Genomic DNA, 17,432 nt, shown 5'->3' with positions numbered 1-17,432 from the left:
TGAAGGGAGATTCACGAGCGCTCCATCCGGTCGAGCGCCGCGTATGAACCTATGAGACTTCGGTGCCGATCCTGCGAAGTCTCACGACATTGAAAAGTGCTCAGAATTTGTGGCGAAAGCCGATCGTCGTACCGAATTGGTTCATGCCCGGATCGGTATTCCCAAAGCCTGCGGCGCCGGCGCCCAGGCCGAGGGCAGACGTACCTCTGTTCTTCGTATAGCCTACCGAAAGATACACATCGGTACGCTTTGAGAAGGCATAGTTGGCAAAGCCAACAAACAGCCATGGATCCGCATTCGTATTCTTGAAATCCTGATAGTAGGCGGCGCCCGCCAGGGAAATTGCCGGCGTTGCCTGCCATCTCAGGCCTAGCCACCAAAGATTGGAACCCTGATTCGCGGCGCCAGGTACTGCGCCGGGAAGCAACGCGCCATCATATGCCTTCGCCCATCGGTAGCCGGCGTAGGTCGCGACCGTGCCAGTGGCGTAGGTTGCGGCAAATGTCGCGCGCCGGGTCTTTGCATTGGGATTGACGGTCAAGGTGCCGGTATTGATCTCGTCATAGACACCACCGAAGCTGAACGGGCCCGTCGAGTAATCCAGGCGGATGCCATATTCCCGTCCCAGCTTGGGGTTGCCGGGAACTTCGCTACCCTCCGCAATCCCACTATCCGCGCCGAAGCTGTACATGGCCGCCGCGTTCAATCCGCCGAACGTGCCCACATACTTGACCGTATTGTCCGCACGCCCGACGAACCCGAGATCCTGGGTGAAGATGGAGTACCTTGGGGCCAAAACCATGGGGTCGAAATTGGCGATAAAGTCGAACAGCAGGTTTTGCTGCCGCCCTAGCAGAATGCTGCCCCATCCCCCCTGCAAGCCCACATATGCCATCCGGCCGAACAGCCGGTTGCCCTGGCCCGATTTTCCGGTGTCCGGATCAAAGCCGCTTTCCAGAACAAAGACGCCTTTGAGGCCGGCACCGAGATCTTCCGAGCCCCGGAGGCCCCATCGCGAACCGGAAATATTGCCTGCGGTTTCCCGAACGACGTCGTGCCCGCCGCCCGCCTGGTGATTGGCATATTCCACACCCACGTCAACGACACCATAGAGCGTCACGCTCGATTGCGCGTGGGCAGCCATCGAGAACAGCCCGCCAACGGCCGCAATGCATACTCTGGACTTCATTGCATCTCCTCCAATTGGGAATAGTCGATCCCATTTCGTTTTTTGTGTCTCCCATAGACCGCACTGGCGCCCGCTTGCCTCCGGGCGAAGACAGCCAACAGGAGTTGCATTCGAATCAACCTAGATTTTGTCGTTGGTTGAACCAATGAATTATAGAATTTACACGACGATGAGTTCTGCCGTCAAATGGGCGCGGTGAGTGTTGCTCACAGCCGACTTGCTGGTGCGAAGTAGAAAAGGGGTCTTGCGCCAAGGAGTTCGGGTGCCTGCACGAGGATTGGAACCATGGCAACCGTGGCCGCAGTGTCGAGTGTGGTGCCTGACAGTCTGAAGGCGGACCAATGTGTTGCACCCGAATCCAACTGGGCACGCTGAATACCGCGGTGACCGCCCATGCGGGTCAATCGAACTCAAACACCAGGACGAATCCAGGCATGGGCCGCTTGATGCGCTTGATTGCCCGATGGTCCTGCTCGGCGACGTTGTTCAGGTACTTGACCTGGCGAGAGACGATTGGGGTTTCCCGTTCGACGTTGATGGGGAGTGGCCAAAAGCAGGGGGGGAAACCGTGGGGTCTATTGTCTACTCAGACTACCGCAGCTTCCCATGCGCATCTCGATCCAAGCATGCGTTGAAGGGAAGGGTGTACAGCCCGCCGAGGTGATCACAGTCGGAGTGATCGAGCGCGCAGCCGATGGTGCGCCGGCATCCGGGTTGGGCTTGTACATTGGCGAGTCGCAAGAACTGCTGCGACAGCTTCAGGCCGTGGGCTTGACGGAGCTGGTCGACCAGCTCATCCGCGTGGTCGGTCGTTGTCAAAGGTTTTACTGTACTACCTGCAGGCCGCATAGCATGCCGCCCGCTCACTTGCCACAGCTCGCATGCGTCGCGTCTTCGCTGGGCGCAGCCCTGCGTGCGCCCAGCTTATCTGTTTTAGAATTTATGACGTATGCCTGCCATGGCACCGAGGCGCGTGGTGTTGCCGAACATATTGCCGCTGTTGTTGAAGTTGGGCGAACCGTTCAGCGCGATCCAGGCACCGCGCAATTGCGTGTAATCCACTGCCACATACACATCGGTGCGCTTGCTGAAGTTGTAGTCGAGCATGGCGGCGGTGGTCAGGCGCTTGCCGCCCTGGCCGGCGTGCTTGAGCCAGTCGTACTGTACGGTGCCGATCAGGCTGAGCGCATCGGTGATGTTCACGCGGGTGCCGACATAACCCACGTTGTTGCGGTAGTCGGCGACATCGAGGCGGTTGTTGGTGTAGCCGAGGTAATACTGTGCGCGGGCCGTTTTCCAGGTGCCGCCCAGCCCCCACACGGTCTGCTTGCTGGCCTGCGCTGCCGGCACGGCGCCGAAGAAGGCGGAGGAAACGTCATGCGTGACCTGGTAGACGGCGCCGACTTCGATCGGACCGGTGCTGTAGACCAGCGAGCCGGCGGTGGCGTTGCTGGCGGTGAAATTTCCGGCGACCTCGCCGAAGGTATAGGCGGCGGCGGCCTGCAGTCCGCCGAAGGACTTGATGTACTTGATGGTGTTGTCGTAGCGCAGGCCGGTGTAGTTGCCGCCCTGGTAGCCGACGATGGAGTTGTTGGCGAAAGCCATGGCCTCGTAGGAGGACAGGATCTCATGCGCGAGGGTGTATTGGCGGCCCAGCGCGAGCTTGCCGAAGTCGCCGTCGAGGCCGATCACGGCGGTGCGACCGAACAGGCGGCCGCCTTGCAGGCTGGCGCCGCTATCTGGACTGAAGCCCGATTCGAGGATGTAGAAGGCCTTCAGGCTGTTGCCGAGGTCTTCGGTGCCACGCAGGCCCCAGCGGCTGCCGGTGAGTTCGCCATCGGTCATCTCCCACTTGTTGTTGCCGGCGGCATTGGCATGGGTGGTGAAGCGGATGGTGGTGTCGATCAGCCCGTACAGGGTGACATTGGATTGCGCAAACGCAGGCTGAGCGAGTGCGCCCAGCGCCGCGAGCGGCACTAGCATTTTCTTCATGGAAATCTCCGTCCTCTTTTGTTGTTGCCATTTGCACGGGCTGTTTGAAGCAGCTCTGTGCCGGTGCCGGCATTCACCGGGATCATGAATCCCGCCGGCTCAGCGGGATTCGTGCGAGGGGGCCCGGCCGGCGTGCCGGGCGTTGCTTATGCCTGGCTCGGGCTCGCGCCAGCTGCTGCGGCCGAGCGCGGTGCCATGAAGTACAGCCAGGCCAGTGCGATGAAGTAGGCGCACGGGATCATGCTGAACAGCACCGAGTAGTTGTCATGGGTCCTGGTCAGGACGTAGCCGACGAGCTGCGTCATGAACATGCCGCCGATGGCGCCGATCATGCCGCCGAAGCCGAACACGGAGCTGACCACTTCCTTGGGCGTGTAGTCCATCACCATGCTCCAGATATTGGCGGTCCAGGCCTGGTGCGCGGCGATCGCGATCGAGATGGCGGCCACTGCCATCCACAGGCTGCTGGCGCCGGCGGCGAGCACGATCGTGGTGATGCAGATGGCAAAGACCAGCATCGACAGCAGTCGTGCCTTCACTGCGGCCATGCCGCGGCCGATCAGCAGCGACGACAGCGCGCCGCCGCCAATGCTGCCCACGTCCGCCATCAGGTAGATCACGATCAGCGGAATGCCCATCTGCGTCACGCTGATGCCGAGGTTGTATTGCTGGTTGAGGAAGGGCGGCAGCCAGTAAAGGTAGAACCAGAACACCGGCGCGGTGATGGTGTAGGCGAGGGCGAAGGCCCAGGTGCCGCGCATGCGCAGGATGCGCGAGTACGGCACCTTCTGCGGCGCCGGTTCCACGCCTTGCTGCACATAGCGCAGCTCGCCCTGGCTGACCCGCGGATGCTGCTCGGGATCGTGGTAGTTGCGTACCCAGAAGATCACCCAGAGCAAGCCGAGCGCGCCGATGCAGTAGAACGCGGCTTGCCAGCCCCATGCAACGAGGATCAGCGGCAGCATCACCGGTGCCACCATGGCGCCGACATTGGTGCCGGCGTTGAAGATGCCGGTGGCCATGGCGCGCTCGCCGGCCGGGAACCACAGCCGCGTGGTCTTGACGCAGGCGGGGTAGTTGGCGGCTTCGGTCAGGCCGAGGAAGAAGCGGCAGACCATGAAGCCGGCGGCCGAGACCGCGAGCCCGTGCGCGCCGGCCGCGACGCTCCACAGCAGCACCGCCAGCAGGAAGGCGCGCTTTACGCCCACCTTGTCGATCAGGCGGCCCTGCGCGGCAAAGCCGACGGCGTAGCCGACCTGGAACCAGAAATTGATGTTGGCGTAGTCCTGGGCGGTCCAGTTCATGGCCTTGGCCAGCACCGGCTGCAACACGCCCAGCGCGGCGCGGTCGATGTAGTTGAGCGTGGTGGCGAAGAACACCAGGGCCAGCATGCCCCAGCGGACCCTGCCTACGGCGAAGGCATTGCGCAGCTTTTGGCCGAAGGTGTTGGCAGGCGCGCCAGTCGCATGCGAGGCGAGGCGGGAATGGATCATGGGTTGTCTCCTGAAGGCGGCGATGCCGCGTTCCGGTTTGGGGAGGTGGAAGCCGGCAGTCTTGTCGCCACCGGTCAGTCGAGGTCTGGCGCGTCCGCTCTATCGGAGGCAGTCATGCATGTTGCTCGGATTGCGTGAGAGTGCGGTGGGGTTGCCGGGAGCCGGAGTGGGGTCGCGCGGCTCATCGCCCGATGCGCCATGAGCGCGTGAAACAGCATGCCGGGCGGCGAGATAGGCAAAGGTCAGGCCCGGGCCGATGGTGATGCCGGGGCCGGGATAGGCGCCGCCCATGATGGAGTGCATATCGTTGCCGCAGGCGTACAGGCCTGGAATGGGCTTCCCGGCGGCGTCGAGCGTGCGTGCGTCGGCATCGGTCAGCAGGCCGGTTGCCGCGCCGATGTCGCCAGGGTAGAGGCGGATGGCATAGAACGGACCTGTCGCGAGCGGGCCGAGGCAGGGATTGAGGCCGCCCTGGCTGGCGTCGCCGTTGGCGCGCTGATAGTCCGTGCTGCCGCGCCGGAAGGCGCGGTCCACGCCGGCTGCCGCGTCGTCGTTAAACGCCGCAACGGTCTGCTGTAGAACCTCCGGCTGCATCCCGAGCCGGGTGGCCAGTTCGGCAAGGGACGCCGCTTGTGTCAGGTAGCCGTCCTTGAGGAAACGGCCCAGGCCTTTGCCGCCCGGGCGGATCATGCCAAGCCCGTAGCGCTTGAGCGCGGGCGCGTCGCAGACCAGCCACGCGGGTACGCTCGGGCTGCTTGCGTTTGCCTCCTGCATGGCGATGCCGAACAGGTGATAGGACGTCGACTCGTTGAGAAAGCGTCGGCCTTGCTGGTTGACCGTGATCATGCCCGGCTTGCCGCGATCCATGATGAAGTGCGGAAACACCGCCGTGCTGCCGTCAGCGCGCCGGCGCACCGAAACGGGCGCCCAGAAGGCATGGCTGAGGCTACCCTCGCCATAGCGTGCCCCGGCGGCCAGGGCGAGGTCCTGCGCCGCGCCGGTATGGCCGGGTGCGCCGGGGCACCATTGCGCGTCGGCGCCGGGCAACAGGGCGGCCCGTTTTTGCGGGTGCCGGTTGAAGCCGCCGCTGGCGAGCACCACGCCGCCCTTCGCATGAATGGTCCGCTGGACGCCGTCCTGCGTCAGCACCACGCCATGGACGCCCCGGGCGTCCTGCCGCAGGGCAGCCACGTCGGTATCGGTGACGATGGATACGCCGCGCTCGGCAAGGGAGTGGAGCAGACGGGCGACCAGGGCATTGCCCATCACCAGGCGAGTGCCGCGCGAGTGACCCAGACGGTCCGCCAGGTGGCGCAGGATGATGCGCGCGGAATATTTGAAGGATCGCCAGGAGCGACTCAGGTTTAGCAGGTGCTGGATATCGTCCCGGTCCACCATCATGCCGCCCAGTACCGTGAACTCCGGAATCGGCGGCCGGACCAGCTTGAACAGCGGCCCGAGCTTGCGGCCGTCGAACGGGATGGGCTCGATCGCGCGGCCGCGGTGCACCGAGCCCTCCAGTTCGGACAGGTAGTCCGGGTGGAACTGGCGCACCTGGTATTGCACATGGGTGTGCCTTTCCAGCAGCGAGACCGCATGGTGGCCGTTTTCAAGAAAGGCCGTGCGCAATACCCGGGACGATCGCTCACCGACCGCACGGTCGAGGAAGCCCGATGCTTTTTCAACGGTGTCGTCGGGCGCTACCGCCAGCCCTTTCTCCGTCATCGGAATCCACGTGGTGCCGGCGGAGTAGGCGGTCGTGCCGCCCAGGTACGCCGTGCGCTCGACCAGCAGCACGCGCGCGCCATCGATGGCCGCGAACAAGGCGGCGGACATGCCGGCGCCGCCGGCGCCGATGACCACCACGTCAAAGCTTTCGTTTTCCACCAGCGCGGACAGTCGGGTGTGGATTGGCGCGGTCATCTCAGGTACCCACGAGGAAGTCGACCATCAGGTCACGCACACGGCCGAACATGTCGGCGCCGGTCATCGTGGCGCAGCCTTTGGCGCGTGCCGCGGCGATCAGCGGGGTCACCGCCGGCACCGTGATCACGCAGCCAACGAATGTGCTTGCCTCGAGCCTGTCGAGCGCAACCGGGCTGGGGTCGCTGTCTTTCATGCCTGCCGGCGTGGCATTGAGCGCGATATCGAAGCCAGCCGGGTCGGTGCTGCCGTGCTCGATGGTCGCCAGGTCCATGCCTGCCAGCCGGTCGATCAGCGTTGACCGGCGCACCTCGTCTTCGTCGTGGATGGCGAGCTTGCTCACCCCAGCCGTCACCAGTGCGTGCGCGATGGCCGAGCCGGCGCCGCCGGCCCCAACCAGCAGCGCGGTCTTGCCGGCGGGTTCGCAACCGTTGTCGCGCATGGCCTGGACAAAGCCCTGCCCGTCGAACATGTCGCCGTGCCAGCTGCCGTCCGCATTGCGCCGCATCACGTTGACGGTGTGAAGAAACGTGGCGCGGTCCGATGCAGTGGCGCAAAGGTCGAAGCAAGCGAATTTATGCGGCACCGTGACGATCAGACCGTCCACGTTCTTTGCCAGCGATGTGCCTGCCAGCCACGCTGATAGATCGGCGGGGGCCACGTGCGCGGGCATCACCATCGCGTTGTGGCCCCGCTCCTGGTAAGCCTGCGTCACGCCCGCAGGCGATTTCACCTGGGCGATCGGGTCGCCGACGATGAAATGAACCCGTGTGGCGCCGTTCAGTGTCTCGGTCATGGTGCTGTCTCTTCCTGATGTCTGTTTGTTGGTCAAGCTTTGTGCTGGTCGAATCCTAGACAATAATGGAATGCAATTCAAGTATTGAACATAGTTCATGTGTGGACTATAGTTCGACTCAACGATTAAGCAGAGACAGAAATGAATAGAGCGACACTTCGGGATGCAAGCCGGCCACTGGAGACCAGGTGGCCCGGGCATCCGATGCGCGCCAACACGTGGGGCCGGAGCCTTTAACGATGAACGGTGTCCTTGAGCGCACATTAGGCATACTCGAACTGCTGGCCCGGCATGGCGATGGCCAGGAGTTGGCGGCGATTGCTGACCAGATCGGCATGCCGCGCAGCGCCGCGCACCGCCTCCTGGGCGACCTGATCCGCTGCGAATATGTCCGGCAGACCCGGGACAAGGGCGAGTACATCCTCACGACGAAGCTGGTTTCCATGGGCCTGACCTATTTGAGCGAGACCGGCATCATCGATATTGCCCAGCCGTTGCTGGACCGCCTGGCGGAGTCCACGGGCGAACTGGTGCGCCTAAGCGTGATCGACGGCAAGCGGCTGACCTGGGTGGCGCGTGCCCAAGGGGCACGCCAGGGCCTTCGCTACGACCCGGACATGGGAGAGGACGCCCGCCTGAGCTGCTCTGCCTCGGGACTGGCGTGGATGTCGACGATGGGTGACGACGAAGCACTCGCGCTGGCTGCGCAGCAAGGCCTGGGCATGCCGCCAGCATATGGCCCCAACGCACCGTCGTCGATGCAGGCCATGCTGGAGATGGTGCATGCTGCCAATGAGCGCGGATTCGCCGTGACCCAGGAAACCTTTACGCCAGGGCTTAACGCCATCGCCGCGCCCGTGCGGCTGGAAGGCCAGGCTCCCATGGGGGTCATCAGCATCGCGGGCCCGACAGTGCGCTTTACCGAGGCGCGCATGCAGGCCCTGGGGCCTGCGCTGGTGTCGAGCGCCGCGCAGCTGGCGGCAGCCAGTGGTGCCTCTGCCTTCTTCAACCAGCACCTGCGCAAGCCCGCCAGCCGCAATGGGCTCAAACCTATCTATGCGGACTGACCCGTCCTCGCTGTCCTCCACCATGACCCCTGCATCCGCTGCGCCTCTCCCTTCCCATTGCGATCTGCTGGTCATCGGCTCCGGTGCTGGCGGCTTGTCCGTCGCCGTGGTGGCGGCCAAGCTTGGCCTCAAGGTGCTGGTGGTCGAAAAGGAGCCGGTCTACGGCGGCACGACCGCCTGGTCTGGCGGCTGGATGTGGATTCCCCGCAATCCCCTGGCTGTTGCCGCGAACATCATGGAGGACCTGGACCAGCCGCTGGCCTATCTGCGGCACGAGCTCGGCCCGCAGTTCGATGAAGGCCGCGCTCGCGCCTTTCTCGAGAACGGCCCACGCATGGTGGAATTCTTCCGCAGGCATACCGCGCTGGAGTTTATCGACGGCAATGCCGTGCCAGACTTTCACGGCAACACGCCCGGCGCCGCTATCGGCGGGCGCTCCGTTTGCGCGGCGCCCTTCGATGCCCGGCGGCTTGGTGGGCGGATCGAACAGCTCAAGCCCCCGCTGGCGGAAACCACGCTGTGGGGCATGGGCATCGCGGGAACGGAATTGCGGCATTTCCTCAATGCAAGCCGTTCCGCGAAATCATTCTGCTATGTCGCCGGGCGCGTCGTACGCTATTGGCGCGATCTGCTTGTGCACGGACGTGGCATGCGGCTGGTCAATGGCAACGCGCTGGTTGCCCGGCTGGCGGCATCGGCATTCGAAGCCGGCGTCGAGTTGCGCGTGTCGTGCCCCGCTCGCCGGCTGCTCAGGCAGGATGGCAGGGTGGTCGGCGCCGTGGTGAGCACGCCGCAGGGGGAGGCCGAGATTCATGCCGCGCGCGGTGTCGTGCTGGCTTGTGGCGGCTTTCCCCATGACGTGAAGCGCAAGCGTGAGCTGTTGCCGCATGCGCCCACGGGCGAGGCGCACTGGTCGGCGGCATCGCGTGGCAACACGGGCGATGGACTCACGCTTGGCGAAAGCGCCGGGGGAACGATCGCAAGGGATCTTGAATCGGCCGCGGCATTGGCGCCGGTGTCGCTGGTGCCGCGCCGGGACGGCACGGTGGCGCATTTTCCCCACCTGATCGAGCGCGCCAAGCCGGGCCTGATCGCCGTGGTCCGCAATGGCCGGCGTTTCACCAACGAAGCCGACTCTTATCACGATTTCATGCGTGGCCTGTTCAAGGCCACGCCGGCGGGGCAGCCCGCAGAAGCCTGGCTGATTTGCGACCACCGCTTTATCCGCCGCTACGGGATGGGCGCCGTCAAGCCCGCGCCCATGCCGATGCGAGCCTCGCTACGCTCCGGCTATCTCAAGCGTGGACACAGCCTGGCAGCGCTCGCGCAGGCATGCGGAATCGATGCCGATGCACTGCAGCGCACCGTGCAGCGCTACAACCGGCAAGCGCGCTCGGGAGCCGACCCGGACTTCGGCAAAGGCGAGACGCCCTACAACCGTGTGCAGGGCGACCCGAGCCTGGACGGGCTCAACCCCTGCATGGCGCCCATCGAGCACGGCCCTTTCTACGCCGTCCGGATCGTCGCCGGCAGCCTGGGCACCTTCGCCGGCCTGGTGACGAATGCCAGCGCGCAGGTCCTGGATGAGCGGCAGCAACCAATCCCCGGCCTGTATGCCGGCGGCAACGACATGTCCAGCATGATGGGCGGCAACTATCCGAGCGGCGGCATCACGCTGGGACCCGCCATGACATTCGGCTTCGTCGCCGCCTGTCACGCGGCCGGGCGGGATCCGGCATGCGTTGCCTGACCAGTCAGTTTTTCCCCGCAACCGAAACCTATCGTTTGGAGACCCGACACCCATGTACTACGAACTCGCCACCCTGACCCTGCCTTTTGGCACTGCCGCCCAGGCTGCTACGGCCGTCGAGGCTTTCACGGCCGCTCCCGACGCCGGCGGTGAACTGCTCGGCTGCTGGTTCACGGATATCGGTACCCTGAACCAGATGATCGTCCTGCGCGGCTTCGCCGAACTGTCCTTGCTTTCCGCGGAACGCGAGCGTACCCAGAAAAGCGACAACCCCTTCGGCTGCGGCACCGTGGCGCTGAGCCTGGAGCAGCATAGCTACAAGGGGTTCCCCTGGATGAAGCCCGTGCGTCCCAGCAGCCAATCCGGCATCGCCGGGCCGGTCTACGAGATCCGCACCTATGGCATCAAGCCGGGTGGCGTGCAGCCCACCATCGATCTGTGGGAGGAATACGTGCCGGCTCGCGAGAAGCTCTCTCCCTGCGTGACCGCGATGGTGGCCATCGACGGTCCGTTGAGATTCACCAACATCTGGGCTTACCCCACGCTCGATGCCCGCAGCAAGGTCCGGGCCGATGCCGTGGCCCAGGGCATCTGGCCGCCCAAGGGCGGCCCGGCGTGGCTTACCCCACAGATGAGCTCCACCATCGCGATGCCGACGGCGGTGTCGCCGCTCAAATAAGGATGGGCACCATGGTCCAGGGTCTAGGCATGGATTGGAATGAAATTCAACAATAGAATTTCATTGCTTTTTTGACTATGGTTCAAAGATCGCGCATGCTTTAGCTCCGACATCCTCATCACTGGAGCTTTTTTGACATGAATGGTGTTCTCGAACGCACTTTGGGCATTCTGGAACTGCTGGCCCGGCATAGCGAGGGACTGGAACTGGCGACCATCGCCGACCAGCTCGAGATTCCGCGGAGCGGGGCGCACCGGTTGCTGAGCGATCTGATGCGCTGCGACTACGTGCGCCAGACGCGGGACAAGGGCGAGTACATGCTGACCACCAAGCTCGTGTCGATGGGGCTGACTTACCTGAGCAAGACCGGGATCGTGGACATCGCCCAGCCCCTGCTGGATCGCCTGGCAGAGATCTCGGGCGAACTGGTGCGCCTGAGCGTGATCGATGGCAACCGGCTCACCTGGGTGGCGCGCGCGCAAGGTGCCCGCCAGGGCCTGCGCTACGATCCTGACATGGGCGAGGACGCCCGCCTGAGCTGCTCCGCCTCCGGGCTGGCCTGGCTGTCGACCATGAGCGACGACGCGGCCCTGGCGCTGGTCGCGCAGCAAGGGCTGGGTATGCCCGCGGACTACGGTCCCGGCGCGCCGGATTCGATGCAGGCGATGCTGGAAGCCGTACACGCCGCGCGCGAGCGCGGCTTTTCGGTGACACGGGAGACCTTCACCGCGGGGCTGAACGCCATGGCCGCGCCGGTGCAGCTGGCTGGCCAGGCGCCGCTGGGCGTCGTCACCATTGCCGGCCCGACCGTGCGCTTTGCCGAGGCGCGCATGCTGTCGCTGGGGCCTGACCTGCTCTCCATGGCGGCGCAGCTGGCGGCTGCCAGCGGTGCATCGGCCTTCTTCAGCAAACGGGCGTCGAAGCCCGACGGCCACGGTCTCAAGCCTATCTACGCGGCCTGACTGGCGACGCGGTTTCCATCGCGCCGCCCGTTCTCAGGTGCCGGGATAACCCGGTCCCCGCCATGGCTGGCTCAAAGCGCTTCCATCACGGCTGGCTTTCCCGGCCGGCCCGGAATCATCGATAGCATGTGATCCGAGATGCCGCCGTCCACCACGAGGTTGTGTCCCGTCACGTAGGATGCGCCAGCACTCGCCAGGTAGGCCACTGCGGCGCCGACGTCCTCCGGCCTGCCGACGCGGCCCAGTGGTACCAGCGCCTCGCGTTGCCGGAGCGTGGCGTCGTCCTGGTACACCGCTTCGGTCAACGGGGTGCGAACCATGCCAGGGCAGACGGTATTGACGCGAATGCCATCGGCCGCCCATTCCTGCGCAAGGTGGCGGCACAGCATGATGAGCGCCGCCTTGGCTGCCGAATAGGCGCCATAGCCCGGGTGCGGGGTTTGCCCCGACATCGACGCCACCGCCGTGATGCTGCCGCGCGTGCGCGCCAGCTGCTCGCGCGCCGCCTGGGCCAGCAGCCAGGCCGAACGGGTGTTGAGGTTAAAGGTGAGGTCCCACTGCGCTACCGGCAGGTCGGCCAGGCGCCCAGGCCCGGACGCCCCCGCGTTGCACACCAGGGCCGTCAGGTCGCCGCCCCGGGCATGTGCCTGGGCCACCAGGGACGCACATTGCGCGGGATCGGTGATGTCGCCGGAGACGCCGCTGGCCGCGGCGCCGGCGGCACGTATTTCCTCCACCAGGCGCTCCAGGCGCTCGCCGGGCCGCGAGGCGGCGGCGCTGAGGTGAATGGGCGCGCCATCGCGGCGGGCCTGCTCGATCAGCGCAAAGCAGATGGCACGGCCGATGCCGCCGGTAGCGCCGGTGACGAGGGCATGTCTCGGAGATGCAGTGTTCATGATGTGGATCGCGTCGTCCTGTGTCAGGTTGATGGATGGTCGGGACGGTCTTGCTTCCGGTAGTGGTCGAGCGTGGCCGCAATGCCTTGCGCCAAGCCCGTTCGCAGGCGCACCGGCAGCAGCGCATCCAGCCCGTCCTCGGTGATGCCGGGCGCGATGGTGAGCGGCGGCCCTTCTGCCTTCAGTTGTGCGCCGGGTATCTGGCGCCGGATCTCGGCCATGACTTCGTCCATCGTGGTCGTTTGGCCCACCAGGTTGTACACGCTGGCGCCCTGCGCCGGTATGAGCAGGGCCTGCTCGAACGCCTGCGCCACATCGTCCACGTAGATCAGGCCGGAGGCACCGGTATAGCCGATGGTGCATGCCTCGCCGCGCGCGGCCGCGCGGCAGGCGATACTGGGGCCGGCACTGACGCCGGTTTCCCGCCCGGGCCCGTATACGACGAAGGGCCGAAACCCGATGCTGGCAATATGGCGTTCGTGCCAGTAGGCGCGCGCCGCGCCCTCCACCGCGAGCTTGAAGGCGCCGTAGTGGGTGGCGGGCTGCGGATGCCGCGCGTCATGCGGACCATAGACACCCGCCGAGCTCGCATAGACCACCTGGCCGATGCCATGCGCGTGCGCGCCCTCGAAGACGTTGAGCGAACCCATCAGGTTGATTTGCGCGCCGCGCACCGGGTCGGCGCTGCAATCGGGCGTGAGCACGCCGGCCAGGTGGATCACGCCGTCACAGCCCTGCATGGCCAGGCGCACGGCGTTAGCATCGCGGATATCGCCAACCTGCCATTCCAGCCCGTGCGCAACGGGCCCCGCGATGTCCGCCACCGTGCCGCGGTTGGCATGGATGTCGAATACCCGCACGTCCGTGCCGCGGGCTGTCAGGCGGCGGATGATCCAGGCGCCGAGGAAGCCGCTGCCCCCGGTGATCAGTACACGCTTCATCGATGATTCTCCAAGGCCAGGGCGGGATCTCACATCTTGCAAAGCGGCGATGCGGCAGGGGTCAGCGACGGCTCGAAGCGCTTCTCGATCACGGGGCGCAGCACGCCATCCATGGTCTTGGCGCGTGCCACGAAGTTGGGCAGCACGAGCTGGTTGTCCTGCGCCCGCATGGTGACGCTGCCATAAACAGTATCGATCTGCGCGCCGCGCAAGGCCCGGCTCACCTCGGCGGGTTTCGTGCTGCCCGCCTTGCGCACGCCCGCGAAGATCACCTGCGCGCCGTTGTAGGCCTGGCCCTCGTTGTCGGTGGGCAGGCGGTTGAACCTCGTCTTCCATGCCGCGGTGAACGCCTTGTTGCGCGGCGTGTCAATATCCGGCGTGTAGGTGGTGGTGCCGAGGGTGTCCTTCAGCGCGTCGCCGGAGGCCTGGATCATGAAGTTCTGGATCAGCGCATGGCCGATCAGCTTCTTGGCCGGGATTAGCCCGAATTCCTGCGCCTGCTTGACGAAGGCAATGGCATCGCGGCCTACCTCAGCCACCCAGATCGCCTCCACGCTGGCGGCCTTGAGCTGGGCGATATAGGGCGAGAAATCCTTGGTGCCCATCGGCACGTAGAGCGACAGCGGCACGCTCTTGCCCACTGCCTCGGCGGCCTTCTTGAAGGATTCGCCCGAGTCGCGGCCCCACACATAGTCGGCGGCCAGGATAGCGAAGGACTTCTCCTTGAGGTCCCTGGTCCATTGGCCGATCATGGCGATGTCCATCGCGTCCGAATGGTTGGTGCGGAAGCTGCGCGCCTTGCAGGTATCGCCGGTGAGCTTGTCGGACTTGCTGGCCACGCTGAAGTAGGCGGCGTCCCAGCGCTCCAGGTTGGGGGCGATCGCCAGGGAGATGGAAGAGGGAATCGCACCGATCAGCAGGTTGTAGCCGTCGCGCGCGAGCTTCTCCGCCACGCGGCGCCCGGCGTCCGGCGTGCCTTCGTCGTCGGCGATCTGCACCTCGACCTTGCGGCCGTCCACGCCGCCGGCGGCGTTGGCTTCATCGATCGCGAACTGCACCGCGCGCAGCACTTCCTCGCCTTGCTGGGCGAAGACGCCGGACCTGGACGTGACCAGGCCGACCTTGACCGGGTCCTTGCCTTGGGCCAGGGCGGCCAGGGGTAGCGCCGCTAGGACGGCCAGGACCGAAAGCGAGGTCAGCGTGCGCTGCAGGGGTTTTATCTTGAACATGCTTTTGTCTCCTGATTTTCTGGGCCGGAAGCGGTCCGGCGGCCGTTGAACATGGAGGCCCGGGCTTTGGCTTGCCTTGGCGTGCTTCGGCCTCAGACCATGACGTGGGCTTCGAGGCGTTCCAGCCCGGTCCTGGAGTTTTCCACCGCGCCTTCGGCCACGACCGCGCCCTTTGCCATGGCGCAGTACCGCTGCGCCACGCGCACCACCAGGCTCATGTTCTGCTCGATCAGCAGCAGCGCGGTGCCCTGGTCGGCGACCCTGGTGAAGATGCTGGCGAGCTGGTCGACGATGACCGGCGCCAGGCCTTCGGTGGGCTCGTCGAGCAGGATCAGAGAGGGGTTTGCCATCAGCGCGCGGCCGACCGCCAGCATCTGTTGCTGCCCGCCCGAGAGCGCTGTGCCCGGCGTGTGCGCCCGCTCCTGCAGGATGGGAAAGAGCTGGTAGATTTCCGGCACCGTCCATGGGCCTTTGCGGCCCGCGGCGGCGCCCAGGTGCAGGTTCTCCTCGACGGTCAGGTTGGCCACGATGCGCCGGCCCTGCGGCACCACCACCACGCCGTGCTGGGCGGGCGCGTAGGGGCGCGGCCGCGCCAGGCGGTGCGTGCCCAGGTGGATCTGCCCGCCGCGCAGCGAGGCCAGCCCCAGGATGGTGTTGACCACCGTGGTCTTGCCCACGCCGTTGCGGCCGACCAGCGCCACACGCTCGCCGGCGGCAACGGTGAGGTTGAGGTCGTGCAGGATATGCGCCGTACCATAGAAGGCGTTGACGTTTTCCAGGTTGAGCAGGGCGGTCATGCGGCACTCCCGAGGTAGGCTTCGCGCACGCGCGGATTGGCGCGCACGGCGGCCGGTTCTCCGTCGGCGATCACGCGGCCCAGTTCGAACACGGTCACGGCATCGGAGATGCCGAACACCACGTCCATGTCGTGCTCGACCAGCAGCACCGAGACTTCCCAGCGCGTGGTCAGCGCCTTGAGGTGCTTGGCCAGGTCCAGCGATTCCTTGACCGACAGGCCCGCCATGGGCTCGTCCAGCAGCAGCACGCTGGGGCGGCCAACCAGCGCCAGCGCCAGGTCCAGCCGGCGCTGCTCGCCATAGCCCAGGTCTTCCGCCGTGACGGCTGCCAGCGGCAGCAGGTCGAGCTCCCTGAGCACGGCGTCGGCGTCGGCGCCGGAATCCGCCACGCCCATCTTGTGCGAGGCCAGCTCCACCTGCCTGCGCACCGGCATCTGGCCAAAGATGCTGGTGCGCTGGAAGCTGCGCGACAAACCGGTCATGCGGCGCTGGGTCGGGCCGAGCGCGGTCACGTCCTGCCCGTTGAGGTACACCTTGCCGCGCGTGAGGCGGCGGCGCCCGGTGATGGCGTCGATCACCGTGGACTTGCCGGCGCCGTTGGGGCCGATCAGGCCGCGGATCTGGCCGCGGCGAAGCGTGAGGGACACGCCGTCCACCGCCTTGACGCCGCCATAGTGGATGGCCACGTCTTCCGCCTGCAATACGAAATCGTTCATCGAAGTCTCCTCTCAGCTGGTGCGAACGGCGGCACGGGCCGGCTTGGCGCCGATGCGCTTGTTGCGCATGGACAGTCCCTTGAGGGCGCCCGCGATGCCGGCGGGCGAGAACACGATCACGGTGATCAGTGCGATGCCGAAAATGGCCATCCAGTGGTTGGCGTAGGCGCCCAGGATGTCCTTGGCCAGGAAGTACACGATGGCACCCAGCGCCGGCCCCCACAGGGCCTTGTAGCCGCCCACCACTGCCATCATCAGCGCCACGCCCGACAGGCTCCAATGCAGGTTCTCGGGCGAGACGAAGCCGGTGTTCAGCGCCGACAGCACGCCGGCCAGGCCGGTCACGGTGGCCGACAGCGCATAGAGGCCGGCGCGTGGTATCAGGGTGTTGATGCCGATGAAGCGGGCACGCTCCTCGTTGTCGCGCACGGCCTCGGTGATGCTGCCGAAGCGGCCGCGCAGCATCAGCGCGAGCAGCAGCATGACCACCACCAGGGTGACCCAGCACACCAGGAACATGGTGGCCGGCCGGAGCAATTGCGACTGCGGCACGCCGAACAGCGTGGCCGGCCATTCGATGTTCATGCCGTCGGCGCCGCCGGTGAGGCCGCGCGAGCGCGAGGCCATCAGGAAGAACATCTGCCCGATAGCCAGCGTCAGCATGCCGAAGGCCACGCCCGGCACGCGCACGATCACCAGGCCCATGACGAACGCCATCAAGGCCATGCCGGCCAGGGTGGCCACGATGGCGGCCTCCGCCGGCATCACCTGGAGTTGCAGGAGCAGGCCCAGGGCGTAGCCGCTGAAGCCGAAGTACAGGGCATGGCCGAAACTGGCCATGCCGTTTTGCTTCAGCAGCAGGCCCACGCCGCTGGCAAATACCGCGTAGATGACGGCTTGCGTCAGCAGGGACAGGATCGTGCCCGAGCTGACCAGGGCCGCGACGGCCGCCCCTGCCGCGAGCGCTGCCACAGCGCCAAGACTCATGTTTCTAGTGGACAT

General features: G+C 65.7%; 16 protein-coding genes and 1 pseudogene. 4 read left to right on the top strand and 13 right to left on the bottom strand.

Features of this window, described 5'->3' with window-relative positions; genetic code table 11:
- Window positions 1-100: 100 nt before the first annotated feature.
- From AC3FOF_RS26365 to AC3FOF_RS26335, 7 genes and pseudogenes are all read right to left on the bottom strand, one after another.
- Window positions 101-1,189: a porin gene (locus AC3FOF_RS26365; RefSeq protein WP_488728283.1), complete on the bottom strand. Its 1,089-nt coding sequence runs from the start codon at window positions 1,187-1,189 to the stop codon at window positions 101-103.
- Between the two features lie 424 nt (window positions 1,190-1,613).
- Window positions 1,614-1,727, bottom strand: a pseudogene (locus AC3FOF_RS26360) (IS6 family transposase); the annotation flags it as partial.
- A 53-nt stretch (window positions 1,728-1,780) separates the two neighbouring features.
- Window positions 1,781-2,008 carry a hypothetical protein gene (locus AC3FOF_RS26355; protein ID WP_488728282.1) on the bottom strand — a complete coding sequence of 76 codons (228 nt, stop codon included), beginning with the start codon at window positions 2,006-2,008 and terminating at the stop codon, window positions 1,781-1,783.
- Window positions 2,009-2,122: 114 nt separating this feature from the next.
- Window positions 2,123-3,181, bottom strand: coding sequence for a porin (locus AC3FOF_RS26350; protein WP_488728281.1), 1,059 nt, complete (start codon window positions 3,179-3,181; stop codon window positions 2,123-2,125).
- A 146-nt stretch (window positions 3,182-3,327) separates the two neighbouring features.
- Window positions 3,328-4,674: an MFS transporter gene (locus AC3FOF_RS26345; protein WP_488728280.1), complete on the bottom strand. Its 1,347-nt coding sequence runs from the start codon at window positions 4,672-4,674 to the stop codon at window positions 3,328-3,330.
- Between the two features lie 99 nt (window positions 4,675-4,773).
- A complete protein-coding gene (locus AC3FOF_RS26340) occupies window positions 4,774-6,597 on the bottom strand; it encodes an FAD-dependent oxidoreductase (protein WP_488728279.1) in 1,824 nt (607 codons plus the stop codon).
- A gap of 1 nt (window position 6,598) precedes the next feature.
- The gene (locus AC3FOF_RS26335) at window positions 6,599-7,393 is read right to left on the bottom strand and encodes a shikimate dehydrogenase family protein (protein ID WP_276268681.1); all 795 of its coding nucleotides are present in this window, start codon (window positions 7,391-7,393) and stop codon (window positions 6,599-6,601) included.
- Window positions 7,394-7,632: 239 nt separating this feature from the next.
- Between AC3FOF_RS26335 and AC3FOF_RS26330 the strand changes: the two genes are divergently transcribed.
- From AC3FOF_RS26330 to AC3FOF_RS26315, 4 genes are all read left to right on the top strand, one after another.
- On the top strand, window positions 7,633-8,460 hold the full coding sequence (locus tag AC3FOF_RS26330) for an IclR family transcriptional regulator (protein WP_276268680.1): 828 nt from the start codon (window positions 7,633-7,635) through the stop codon (window positions 8,458-8,460).
- 22 nt (window positions 8,461-8,482) lie between these two features.
- Window positions 8,483-10,210: an FAD-dependent oxidoreductase gene (locus AC3FOF_RS26325; protein ID WP_488728278.1), complete on the top strand. Its 1,728-nt coding sequence runs from the start codon at window positions 8,483-8,485 to the stop codon at window positions 10,208-10,210.
- A 52-nt stretch (window positions 10,211-10,262) separates the two neighbouring features.
- A complete protein-coding gene (locus AC3FOF_RS26320; protein WP_276268678.1) occupies window positions 10,263-10,889 on the top strand; it encodes an NIPSNAP family protein in 627 nt (208 codons plus the stop codon).
- A gap of 137 nt (window positions 10,890-11,026) precedes the next feature.
- The gene (locus AC3FOF_RS26315) at window positions 11,027-11,851 is read left to right on the top strand and encodes an IclR family transcriptional regulator (protein WP_488728277.1); all 825 of its coding nucleotides are present in this window, start codon (window positions 11,027-11,029) and stop codon (window positions 11,849-11,851) included.
- A 71-nt stretch (window positions 11,852-11,922) separates the two neighbouring features.
- On the opposite strand, the gene AC3FOF_RS26310 is transcribed toward AC3FOF_RS26315, so the two are convergent.
- The 6 genes from AC3FOF_RS26310 to AC3FOF_RS26285 all read right to left on the bottom strand — a co-directional run bounded on the left by AC3FOF_RS26310 (window position 11,923) and on the right by AC3FOF_RS26285 (window position 17,432).
- Complete coding sequence (locus AC3FOF_RS26310) at window positions 11,923-12,747, bottom strand: SDR family NAD(P)-dependent oxidoreductase (RefSeq protein ID WP_488728276.1); 825 nt, start codon at window positions 12,745-12,747, stop codon at window positions 11,923-11,925.
- Window positions 12,748-12,770: 23 nt separating this feature from the next.
- Window positions 12,771-13,688, bottom strand: coding sequence for an NAD-dependent epimerase/dehydratase family protein (locus tag AC3FOF_RS26305; RefSeq protein WP_488728275.1), 918 nt, complete (start codon window positions 13,686-13,688; stop codon window positions 12,771-12,773).
- Between the two features lie 29 nt (window positions 13,689-13,717).
- Window positions 13,718-14,917 carry an ABC transporter substrate-binding protein gene (locus tag AC3FOF_RS26300; protein WP_488728274.1) on the bottom strand — a complete coding sequence of 400 codons (1,200 nt, stop codon included), beginning with the start codon at window positions 14,915-14,917 and terminating at the stop codon, window positions 13,718-13,720.
- 92 nt (window positions 14,918-15,009) lie between these two features.
- Window positions 15,010-15,714 carry an ABC transporter ATP-binding protein gene (locus tag AC3FOF_RS26295; RefSeq protein ID WP_488728273.1) on the bottom strand — a complete coding sequence of 235 codons (705 nt, stop codon included), beginning with the start codon at window positions 15,712-15,714 and terminating at the stop codon, window positions 15,010-15,012.
- Complete coding sequence (locus tag AC3FOF_RS26290; protein WP_017225752.1) at window positions 15,711-16,430, bottom strand: ABC transporter ATP-binding protein; 720 nt, start codon at window positions 16,428-16,430, stop codon at window positions 15,711-15,713. The genes AC3FOF_RS26295 and AC3FOF_RS26290 overlap by 4 nt, the downstream gene beginning before the upstream one ends.
- 12 nt (window positions 16,431-16,442) lie before the next feature.
- Window positions 16,443-17,432 (bottom strand): branched-chain amino acid ABC transporter permease, encoded by a 990-nt coding sequence (locus AC3FOF_RS26285; protein WP_035809208.1) that lies wholly within the window; start codon window positions 17,430-17,432, stop codon window positions 16,443-16,445.

This window comes from Cupriavidus sp. 96C5-1 (assembly GCF_057798855.1).
Note: the sequence above shows the minus strand (reverse complement) of the source record. Positions and strands in the feature narration are given on the sequence as shown.